We start from the raw sequence: 10,559 nt of genomic DNA, 5'->3' as shown, positions 1-10,559 counted from the left end.
TCCGTGGTACTGAATGACTTGTTCCGCACTGGACACTGTGTAGGCTCGATTCCCAAGGACCAAGCTGATGCGCTGCTTCGCTTGGTCAAGCAGGACACTTTCCTTCCTGACAAACCTGGAAGTCCTGACATTGCAGAGTGGGAGTCCGACGACCCCTCGAAGAATTTGAACGTGCCGCCAGAGTATCTCTCGTTCATGGAGAATCTCGGCAGCAGCCCAGACCTTGAGCACTTCCGGGCACACATGGGGGATTGGAGCAGAGTGAATGTCATGCTGCAGCGTGGACGACGTGGTGACTCTATGGGATGGCATCACGACGCATACGACCCCATGCACTTGATCTGCATGGTCTATCTCAGCGACGAGCTGTGGACCCCCGAGGACGGGGGCCTGCTTCAACTCGGTGAAGGCGATATCGACGACATGGGGTTCATCACCAAGGACATCCATGTTCACTCCTCGGTTTCCCCGAATCACGGGACGCTTGTTTGGTGCATCAACACCAATCCGCGGTGGGTTCACCAGGTCACCGCAATCAACACCGATAAGCCCAGGTACACCCTCATTGGGCAGTTCGGATATCGCGAGAACGTAATGCGGAGCACTGTACGGAAACGCTACGGAGAAGCTCTCCGATGAGCAGAAATCAGCTATCACTCCGCCGTTTCAGATTCCACGATGCCCTGATCACTTCGCCTGTGGAGTTGAGTTGGCGCGGGAGATTGCTGCGAGTAATTGATGCCTGTTTCGATGGCATCTACGGCTCATTGCACCCAGAGGTCCTGGTGGTCGGGAACGATGTTCTGGTCAGCCTAGCCCTGGCATTACATCTGGCCGAATGCGGTTTTGAGGTACTGATAAGCCCCGATAATCTCGACATCGAATCGTGGCCTAATCCTCACTACTCAGCAAACAACCTGGCCATCTTCAGCACCTGGACTGATGAAATGGCGGAGGTACTCGGATCACGCTTCGGCAAGGGCTTCGAGGTCGCAAGCATTGCATCAGCAATCGGCGCGCTCTGTGAGGGCTGCAAGCAGACGGGTAGAGTCTCAATTATCAAGGACACAGCGCTGCAGAGTGACCGTGGGTTTTGCCGCGGTGCCCCAGGGAAGCATCTACTCTTTCCTTTGAGACCCGATATCAGGCAGCAGGCCGGTCTTCACCCATTCTGGAAGGTCATCACCGCTCGGTTGCCCTCGATTCAGTTCAATCATCGGGAGCTTGAATTCGTAAGCACTGGGCTAGTGGTCCTTACCTCACACCCATCCCGATTTTTACATCCAGAAGCATCAACTTGTTCAAGAGTTGGGCAGGCTCGAGTCAGCGTTACAGACGTTTCCGAGAAGGGCCGCCACAACGATCTACGGACAGCGCTCGCCCTGAGGATTACCTAATGCAGCCAGGCATTTCATCGTCCGGGGCAACCGGGCGAAACAGCTTTCTATTTCAAATAAACGTGACTCGACGTTGCCAGCTGCGCTGCTCCCACTGCTACATCCTTTCGGACAAAAAGGACAAGAGCCCCGACATGACGGAAGAAGAATTCCTGCATGTTGTGAAGGGCATCGTCGAGCACATGCAAGCCGATCACAACTTCTCCCAGCGCTACAACCACGTGGACATCCATGTGATTGGCGGGGAGCCTTCAATGCTAGGGGTTCGGTTCTTCGAATCCGCGCTCCCGAAAGCCAAGGCTCTGCTGCGAGGCATCCCCCAGGCAGTCGACTTTTCTATTGTCACCAATTTGGTGACTCAAGAAGCCCTTGAGGTGGCCCGTCTGTTCGATAAGGTGTCCACCAGCTACGAACGGTCAACGAGATTCAACAAGCGTAAGCAGGAAGAAATCTGGCGGCGCAACGTGGTTACCCTGATGGCGGAATCCAAGATGCCGGGGGTTTCGGGGCCGAAAGATTTCTCTGTCACCACGGCACTTGTACGGCCGGTCGTTCAAGCCGGAGCAGCTGCGATGATCGAGGAGCTGGTCGACCTTGGGTTCACCAAGATGCACTTCGGGTTCTTCATCCCGTCAGGTGACGGCGACCTCAATGCGAAGCTCATCCAACCAAAGCACCGTGAGACCGCTCAGTTCTATATCGAGGCGCTTGACTGGTACCTAAAGCATCGCGAAAACATAACCGACCTCTGGATCAACCCATGTGAGTCCTGGTTGGAGGCTGTCTACCGCGGCGAGAGTTTAGATGACGTGGTTTGCCCGATTGTCCATGGTGCGCTTGATATCGACTCCGATGGGCGGACTATCAGCTGCATCGAGAAAGGCGGTACGAACGATTACACCAGCCATGGGAACATCTTTGAAACGCGCGAGGTGATTCAAGGTGACGGTTCCAAGGCCGTGGAATTCGTCAATACCATTCATGACGTCCTCACCTCGCCGAGCTACCTGAAAGAAGTGGCCAATGCTAGGCGACTTCCCGCTGCCTGCCGGGCTTGCGATGAGAGGATGCTTTGCCAGGCCAACTGCGGCGTTCTTCACGAGCAGTGGAATCAGCAGGACGAGTGCCCGGGCTTCAAGACCTTCATCAAGAGGGTTCGCTTCCTGGTAGAGGAAGAGGGAGTGCGACCGAAGTCCGTATTGCAGGGCGCAAACCAGCTGCCTCAGAACCTCATTGCGGTGGGCTGACCATGACCACTGACAAAGGGCCCAGTTTTCTCTCGATCTTTCCGATTCTCGCAAAGCTGCTGTTCTCGTATGGGAAGCGTTTGCTGAGCGTTGACACACTCGTGAGCCTGGAAAAGAAAACGGGAGCGGGTTCAGGTGAGCGCACTCCTGAGGAGATAGCGCTGGACCAGGCGCTCGAACGTAACCCACATCAGTTGCAGATCAACATGGAACCTGGCCACAAACCGACACCGAGCATTGCACAACTGCTTGAGCAATCTGCCGGTGACCGCCTGGTAGTAAACGAGGAGGCCATCCGTGCTGCCCGTAACGCAAAGTGAGCCATTTGAAGGCCTCACGGACACAATTGAGAACGGGTATTTCGTTTTCACCTTGATGCCGTCGTTGTACTGCCCTTACAACTGCAAGCACTGCTACCTGAGCAAGGAACAGCGCAGCGACAAGACTCTGATGTCGCTCGACGACTTCAGGATGGTTTGCAGGAAGATTCACACCTACTTCGAGGAGCAGCAGCCGCCCCGCAGGACGATCATCGCCTACAACTACGGCGGTGAGCCCACCGCGGCGGGCCCTGAATACTTTCTCGCCTACTCAAGAATCATGGATGAGGAACTGCCGGCATCGGCCGGCTATGAAGTCCGGCATGTGATGCTCACCTCGATGCTTGGTGTAGACCTCGATGTTTGGGCGCCAATCTGGCATGAGCATTGTAATGGCTATGTTCAGACCTCCTACGACGGAGACATGCGCTCCAGCAACTACGTGCGTAAGTGGGAGGCCAAGGTACGTGAAGCAGTAGGCCGCGGCTTGAAAGTGGCCACGATCAGCGTGGTCAACTCTGCTCTGCTGGAACAAGGCGCATCCCGGACACTGGATCTGCTTGCTGAACTTGGAGTCGAGGAGACTGGTTGGTTGCCCTTCATGCTGAACGAGCAGAACGACAGGCCTGGCCAATACGATCGCTTCGCCCCAACCATGACTGCCTTCAACGACTTCATGATCGAGATGCTCAACCACTGGTACAGGGGCAAGGTCCAGGGGCTGAAGATGCCAAGCATTGGTGAGGCTCATTTTGCAGTCAATCGCGCCGCCGGCAGCGACCTTAGCAACATGGCAGGGCAGACCCTGTTTCTACTCCCTGATGGAAAGTTTGTACTGCCCAACTATCGGGATGGGTGGAAGGAGTACATGCACTCCTTCGGCAACATTCTGGAGCCGGAGACAACGTTCCGAGACATCCTCTGCTCTCGGGAGAGGATCTTGTACATGCGGCGACAGAGCACGCGGAACAACAATCCCGAATGCCGGCACTGCGAGTTCCGGAACGCATGTCTGTTGGAGTTCGCCAAACCCAATAAGCCCAACGATGAATGCTTCGGTGCGAAGCGCTTCGTTGCGCACGCTATTGCTCGCAACGGTATCGAGCCGCTGTTGAGCGGTCCCGTCACGCTGTATTAGGAGATTCCATGCTGCTTAAACCCAAGGAGTTCGACGCCGAAGCGTTTGCCAAGGAAGCGACGAACATCACACTCAGCGAGCGCACCATGGAGATGGTCGACAACTTTGGCCAGGTCCACAGCCCGGAGATCCTGCCGATCTGGAAGGATTTCTATGAAAAAATGCTAGCGGAAAAAGGGAAGGGGAATAAGCGCAAATCTGCTGACTTCACGATCCCCTTTAATGGTTACCGTTACCGCTGCAACCTGGCCAACTCAATGGATGGTTGGGTAATCGCGATGCGCCGCCTACTCCAGGGCAAGCTGAATTTCCAAAAGGACCTGAAGCTCGATTACAACGTCGTTAAGTCCCTCATGAAAGGTGCTGGCTTGACGCTATTCGCAGGCGTGATGGGTTCGGGTAAATCCACAACCATGTTCTCAGCGCTGGAGAATATGGACCCTCTCGAAAGAGGGTTGCTCGGTACCTGTGAGGACCCCATCGAGTACATCTTCGAAGGCGGTGGCGTCATTCAGCGAGAGGTCGGAGAGCACGTAGAAAGCTTTGAGCAGGCCATCCGGGACTGTGTCCGGCAGAACAGAAAAACCATCATGGTCAGCGAGATCCGAGATCCTGAAACGGCCAACGCCGCTCTGCTCGCTGCATCGACAGGTCACTCCGTATTCGCGACGATCCACGCTGATAGCGCACCCGATGCGTACACCCGGATGCTGGCACTGGTTGATCCCCGGTATGAAAGACTTGTCCCACAGACACTGCGCGGAATCTTCTGGCAGCACATGCTCCGCTTCTCGGACGGGCAGCGTGCTCCACTTCCCATCTATGAGTCGATCGAGGTAACTGGAGCTGTGCGTCAGATCCTGCAGGGTGGTCCGGAGAAGCTGCCTATGCTGGCGAATGAGATGAAGCGCCAAGGGCGGCGGAACATGGCGGAAACAGCCATGGCGTGGGTAACAGCCAATAAGGTGTCGCGAGAAGAAGTACGCGAATTCACAGATCGTCGTGGAAGGATCAACGAGCTCTGAGTCATAACTACAAGGCAGGGACGCCGAGCTTGTTGGCCTACAAACCACATCAATGACCGTTATCCTGAATCACTTCGGAATTTTCAAGGGCAGCTATGAGTGCTACTACCAAGCCAAGTACACCAAAGAAACGCGGCGCTATGGGAGGTGGTTGGGTCGTGCTGTCAATCTTCACACCAGTGGCAATTCTCATGCTGGTAGCCTCGCAATTCCCATCTATGATCGATCGCAGAATCCAAGTGAAGAAATCTCAGGAGCGATTGGCGCAAGAAGCGATGCCCCCTGCCTTAAGCACAATAGAAGTCGTTTTGTCGGACGGAAATCGGCAACAAAAACGCAGGGAAGACGAAGGAGTTAGAGTTAAATGAACAATCAAAACGAAGCACCTAGCAAAGGAAGGATCAGCTTTTTGAGCTTTGTGATACAGAATATATATTCTCTGCTGTGCTACAGCATGCTATTAGGCGGCTTTGGCGTATTGCTTCGCGCACATATAATGCACAGCGAATGGCTGTACTCCCTAGGGTATATTGGACTACCAGCTGGGGTTGCGTGCTACTTTCTGGCAGTAAGATTTCTCCACCGCAACATACGGCCTTTTGTTTACGTAATGGCAGTGCTACTTGTTTGTGCAAGCATTAGCTTTGTTGCAGGGGCATTTAATGGTAACTAAATCATTGAACACAGCTTCTTCCGGAACCGAATTCATAGTTCAGCTGTTGGAACGCTCGGCAGGTGTAAAGGTTGAAGGGGGCCTGAGGCAGACCTTGATTTCAATACTCCAGGATCTGCCCGAAGGAGCGAATGTGCGCGATCTGCAAAATGCAGTTCTTGGCATCGAGACTGAGCAGGTCAAGCCCTTGCTTGACGCGCTCGATCAGATGGCCAACGCCCCGTTGCGCTCCCAAGATGAGTATTGGCAATTGTTCAAAGCTGGCGAACTAATCCAGCTGGATGCTGGCGAGCCCCGCGTCCTGAATCTTGCATCATCCTTCCACAGCGACGCGGACAGCATTTTGGGGGTATTCGAGGCAGCAAGCGGTACAAAGCTCAGTGATTCCCAACTCCGAGCAGCGAAAACCGCTGGCCTTGAGTTAGCTGCGGGTGGTGAACCTACAGTGCGCTCATTGGTCGAGCGCTGGGCGCTGGTCGAGGGGCTGGAGGATTTCGCTGCAGCAGTCAAAGCAGCAATGATGCCGGCCTGAAGTGGATCAGCACCCAAAAAGCAAAGATTTGATCAAGGCTCAAAACTGAACAGGAGCAACAACATGAGAAAAACTGCATATCACCTGGGAGTATTCGCATTCGGAATGCTTTCCGTAGGACAGATGGTTCCTGTTCTGCTAGGTGATGAGTCTTTAGGTAACTGGCAATTCGCGGGACTCACCTTGACTGTACTCTTGACCATTGCCTGTTCTTACAAAGCCTCCGCTTCCAAAGACGTGGTTGAGAGCTGAAAGTAAGCCAGATCGGCTATCCCCGGTCTGCCTTCCAGGACCGAGAGGGACGGGCTCGGCCGGTTAGGTAAACTCCTAAAGTACGGGATGTTCAACCGAAAAGGTATTCTGGAAGTGCCGGGCGGCCAAAGTAGAAGCCTTGGCAAAATTCGATCTCCAGAGCCCTGGCAATTTCAAGCTCAGCTGCGTCCTCGATCCCCTCGAGCACCACACGTTTCCCTGCCGCCCTGCAGTCACGCACAAGCTTCTCTACCTCACCCCGGACTGCAGGGCTCTCAGCGATGTCTCGTGTGGTCCGACGTGACAGCTTGCAACCGGTCACAGCGCGGTTCATCAAGAGTTGCCTCTTCGCGAATCCATCCCTCATGTCATCCAGCATCACAGGCATCGCCTTGAGGTTGAGACGCTCCAAACCTTTAACGATTTTGCAGGCATCTCCATCAGCGGATTCAGTGATCTCGAACGTCATTCGGGATGTGACTCCGTGTCGGTCAAACTCCGATATTGCGTGCTCAATGAATCGGATATCGCTGACGGAGATCTGCGAGGCGTTCACCCAGAGGTGCACATTCGGAAACGCTCCAGCGATCCGAGCCGCTTGAGAGACCACCCACCTATCAAGGTCGACAATCGAGCCATCAGCCTCCGCGCTTGCAATCAAGCGCGCGGGGGCAGCTAACTGGGTCCCTTCGACCACACGGAGCAAACACTCATAGGCAATGGCTGAGGGATGGCGGCTGCCAAGGTGCATGACTGGTTGGACAACCAGAGCGAGTTCCAGGCCAGGCCCTGCACAAGCTCCTACAGCAATACTTCGGGGACGGCTGATCATCATGGAAGGGGAATCGCTTCGGCTCTTTCCCCAATAGTGGAAATCGACTGCCCCAAATCCGGTGGTCGGGTGTGAAAATCTGCATGCGAAACTGGTTCGCCCGACGGGTGGTGGCACAGCAGACGGACGTTAATCTGGCTCCATCTACTGTGGAGACCAGAACAGATGAAATTCCTGAAAGAGTTGAGCGACCTGAACGAAGGCACCCTGGTGCTGACATCTACCGAGCGGGTTGCCCGCCATCTGAGGCTACAGTCGGCATTGCTGCAGTCCATGTCCGGCAAAAAAGCCTGGTTTAACAAAGGGCGAATTCAAACCGTCACGTCGTGGATCGAAAATGCGTGGCTCGAACTGATGCCGGCAGAGCAACTACTGTATCCGGTACAGGAACTGGCAGTGGTGAAGGGCCTCGCAGATAGCTCCGGCCTGATGCCAGCAACGCTGATTTCCTCTACTGCGACCTCTCGCCGTATTGGTAGCGCGTACTCCGAAGCCCTCAAATACCAGATCCCGATGGATCAAGAACGGTTCCGGTTCAAGCGCGAGCTGGAAGTCTTCTGGCAACTGCAAGAAATGCTTCGTCGGGAGTGTTCCTCCCAGGGCGTAGTCTTCCGAGCTCAGCTCCCAGGCTTGCTGCTGAAAGCGGTTCAAGAAGGTCTGGTTGAGCTTCCAAGCAAAATTGTCATTGTCGGTATCCTCGACATGAACCCTGCAGAGAAAGTGCTCTTCCAGGCAATTGCTGCTCGTGGTGTCGAAGTGGAAGAAGTGGACGTCGCCGGTGACCGCTCTACACCTCAGCTGATCCGTGCAACGAACCAGGGTGATGAGTTCACGCTCGTTGCAGAATGGGTGAATAATCACCTCTCACCTTACGTTGACACTCCGCTCGCGGCGCCCCAACTTGCGATCCTGGTACCCGATATTCGGAATTTCCAAGCCCCGCTGATTGAGGCACTTTCGCTGCACTGCAGCCCGGCAACGCTGATTCCAGGCGAGTCCGATGCTGATATGCGGACTCCATGGGATATCTCCAGTGGCGCGACCTTGGGCAGTCGCCCTCTGGTCCGTGCCGCTATGGACCTTCTGTCCATCACTCCTCAAGAGGCGGACTCCGAGGCCTTCAGTCGTGTTCTGCGCTCGCCGTGGATCGGCGGTGAAACTTCTGAAGGCCGCGCGCGTGCATTGCTGGATATCTGGCTGCGCGACAACATGGGCCTTTCCATGGGTGGAGAGGACTTCCTGCGAGCAATCGGCGTATACAAAGGTGATGCAGTCCCTGACTTCAGGGAACGCTTCGCAGGCTATCTTGCTGCCCATCTCAACGGAGCGGCGAAGCGTTATCCGTCGGAATGGGCGGAGCAGTTCAGCCAGGCGCTGGTAGGGATGGGCTGGCCGGGAGGCAAAGAACTCGACTCGGCCAACTTCCAGACAATGAAGGCCTGGGACGAGGCACTGACCCTGTTCCGCACCCTCGACACACAGCTTGGTCGTGTGGAATATCCTCGGGCGTACATGTGGCTGCGGGAAATCATCGATACCCGTCAGTTCCAACCGCGTATCTCGCACGTGGCCCCGGTTTCGATCCTGGGGTATGAGGATGCAATCGGCTTGCACTTCGACGCAGTGTGGGTACTGGGGGCATCGAGTACCGTGTTGCCCGCCCGAGTGGAGCCTTCCCCCTTCCTACCGCTGGAGCTCCAGGTGGCGGCTGGGATTCCAGGCGCCTCCAGTGAGGGCGCCTTGGCTCGGGCAGAGAAGGTGGTCGCAGCACTGCTGAGCACGAGTGCTGATGTAACAGTTTCCTGCCCCGGTCATAACGACAAAGGCGCCTCGGTTTCCTGTAGCGAACTGTTCGGTTCCTGGCCAGCAGCAGCTCCTTCCGTACATTCTCATGGGCTGTTTGTCGACCAACTGTTGGGTATCCTCGATCGCAGCCAAGTGGTCCCTGAAACGGTCGCCCCCGTATCCGCGGATGAGCTCGCCTGGATCAAAGGCGGGGTGAGAATCTTCAAGGACTATGCAGAAGCGCCCTTCCTGTCCTTCGCTCGAAATCGACTGCGCGCCGAAATGTTCCCGGAGCCTGTCATCGGTCTCGACCCACGCATTCAGGGAACCATGGTGCACCTGGTCCTCGAACTGTTCTGGACTGACGTTCGGACCTCGAAAGCGTTGAAGGCCATGAGTCACGGCCAACTGTTTGACAAGATCCGCGACACGGTTTCGAAAGCATCGGAGCAGTTGCTGAACAAACTGGTCTGGCGCTACGGAAAGCGTGTTATCGCGCTTGAGCGACTGCGGCTGGAATCGCTGATAAATGACTGGCTCTATCTGGAGTCGAAGCGCACACACGACTTCGAGGTCCTCGGCTTCGAGGAGCCACATGACATTGCAGTTGGACTGGTCAACATTACCGTCAAGGTCGACCGGCGCGACCGCATTTTTCTGACCGAGGATGAATCTGAGTTCAGGGACGTGGTGATTGACTACAAGTCTGGAGCTTCGATGAGGATGACCAGCCTGAACGCTGACACTCTTACGGAGCCTCAACTGCCCATCTACGCGACCAAGATTGATTTCCAACAGAATGGCGGAAAGCGAATCGACGGTATCGCGCTGGCACAGGTCAACAGCAAGAGCCTGGGGTTCCATACCCGATCCAATTTCACGGGTGAGCTGGCACCAAGGACCGGCAAGCATAGTGGCGTGGATACCGAGGGCGCTTGGGATGGCCAGTGCGAGGCGTGGACGAATGCGTTGGACAAAATGAGTCAGGGCTTCACCGACGGGGAGGCCTGGCTGCAGAATGGCGCACCGCTTCCCATGGGATACGAGTATCTCGGTATCCTCACCCGTTGATCCCGTCCCCTGGCCCATAGGGCCAGGGGAACCTCCTTTGAGAACCAAATCGTGGAACAAACCTCACCACCAGAAATGCTCTGTCAGTTTGCGGAAAGGGCTCTTTCCTTTCTTCGCAACATTGGCCTTTCAGTGGAAGTCGTCCCTGGGGCTGCCGGGTTTATTGATCACGTCAGGATCAAGGATGGCGGCCTCCAGGTAGATCCGCGCTGCCCTGCATCAGGGCTCCTACATGAGGCTGGGCACCTGGCAGTGGTCCCAAAACGCTACCGGCACTGGATGTCTGG

At 55.5% G+C, this 10,559-nt stretch carries 9 protein-coding genes; 8 read left to right on the top strand and 1 reads right to left on the bottom strand.

Going from position 1 to position 10,559, the window contains the following annotated elements; all coding sequences use genetic code 11:
• Positions 1 to 3: 3 nt before the first annotated feature.
• The 7 genes from LU671_RS22535 to LU671_RS22505 all read left to right on the top strand — a co-directional run bounded on the left by LU671_RS22535 (position 4) and on the right by LU671_RS22505 (position 6,332).
• Complete coding sequence (locus LU671_RS22535) at positions 4 to 639, top strand: 2OG-Fe(II) oxygenase (RefSeq protein ID WP_010792547.1); 636 nt, start codon at positions 4 to 6, stop codon at positions 637 to 639.
• Positions 636 to 1,397, top strand: a complete 762-nt coding sequence (locus LU671_RS22530) for a hypothetical protein (protein ID WP_010792546.1) — start codon at positions 636 to 638, stop codon at positions 1,395 to 1,397. The genes LU671_RS22535 and LU671_RS22530 overlap by 4 nt, the downstream gene beginning before the upstream one ends.
• Before the next feature lie 134 nt (positions 1,398 to 1,531).
• Positions 1,532 to 2,644, top strand: a complete 1,113-nt coding sequence (locus LU671_RS22525; RefSeq protein WP_038405151.1) for a hypothetical protein — start codon at positions 1,532 to 1,534, stop codon at positions 2,642 to 2,644.
• 2 nt (positions 2,645 to 2,646) lie between these two features.
• On the top strand, positions 2,647 to 2,964 hold the full coding sequence (locus tag LU671_RS22520; protein WP_010792544.1) for a hypothetical protein: 318 nt from the start codon (positions 2,647 to 2,649) through the stop codon (positions 2,962 to 2,964).
• Entirely contained in the window at positions 2,942 to 4,102 is a 1,161-nt protein-coding gene (locus LU671_RS22515; protein ID WP_021018425.1) for a transcriptional regulator, read from the top strand. Before LU671_RS22520 ends, LU671_RS22515 begins: the two co-directional genes overlap by 23 nt.
• Positions 4,103 to 4,110: 8 nt before the next feature.
• A complete protein-coding gene (locus tag LU671_RS22510) occupies positions 4,111 to 5,127 on the top strand; it encodes an ATPase, T2SS/T4P/T4SS family (protein ID WP_010792542.1) in 1,017 nt (338 codons plus the stop codon).
• A 623-nt stretch (positions 5,128 to 5,750) separates the two neighbouring features.
• The gene (locus tag LU671_RS22505) at positions 5,751 to 6,332 is read left to right on the top strand and encodes a hypothetical protein (RefSeq protein ID WP_126152502.1); all 582 of its coding nucleotides are present in this window, start codon (positions 5,751 to 5,753) and stop codon (positions 6,330 to 6,332) included.
• Between the two features lie 343 nt (positions 6,333 to 6,675).
• Here LU671_RS22505 and LU671_RS22500 read toward each other — a convergent pair whose 3' ends face one another.
• Positions 6,676 to 7,416: an EAL domain-containing protein gene (locus LU671_RS22500; RefSeq protein ID WP_225317821.1), complete on the bottom strand. Its 741-nt coding sequence runs from the start codon at positions 7,414 to 7,416 to the stop codon at positions 6,676 to 6,678.
• Positions 7,417 to 7,581: 165 nt separating this feature from the next.
• On the opposite strand from LU671_RS22500, the gene LU671_RS22495 reads away from it, so the two are divergent.
• On the top strand, positions 7,582 to 10,272 hold the full coding sequence (locus tag LU671_RS22495; RefSeq protein WP_021018421.1) for a PD-(D/E)XK nuclease family protein: 2,691 nt from the start codon (positions 7,582 to 7,584) through the stop codon (positions 10,270 to 10,272).
• The last annotated feature ends 287 nt before the right edge of the window (positions 10,273 to 10,559 follow it).

The sequence above is a fragment of the Pseudomonas sp. NMI760_13 genome (assembly GCF_021283245.1).
Lineage (GTDB): Bacteria > Pseudomonadota > Gammaproteobacteria > Pseudomonadales > Pseudomonadaceae > Aquipseudomonas > Aquipseudomonas peradeniyensis.
This window is presented reverse-complemented; position numbering and strand designations above follow the sequence as displayed.

Excerpts from the sequence above, each read along its gene's own strand:
- LU671_RS22530 (WP_010792546.1), top strand. The coding sequence starts at position 636 with ATGAGCAGAAATCAGCTATCACTCCGCCGTTTCAGATTCCACGATGCC.
- LU671_RS22525 (WP_038405151.1), top strand. The coding sequence starts at position 1,532 with ATGACGGAAGAAGAATTCCTGCATGTTGTGAAGGGCATCGTCGAGCAC.
- LU671_RS22520 (WP_010792544.1), top strand. The coding sequence starts at position 2,647 with ATGACCACTGACAAAGGGCCCAGTTTTCTCTCGATCTTTCCGATTCTC.
- LU671_RS22510 (WP_010792542.1), top strand. The coding sequence starts at position 4,111 with ATGCTGCTTAAACCCAAGGAGTTCGACGCCGAAGCGTTTGCCAAGGAA.
- LU671_RS22500 (WP_225317821.1), bottom strand. The coding sequence starts at position 7,416 with ATGATCAGCCGTCCCCGAAGTATTGCTGTAGGAGCTTGTGCAGGGCCT.
- LU671_RS22495 (WP_021018421.1), top strand. The coding sequence starts at position 7,582 with ATGAAATTCCTGAAAGAGTTGAGCGACCTGAACGAAGGCACCCTGGTG.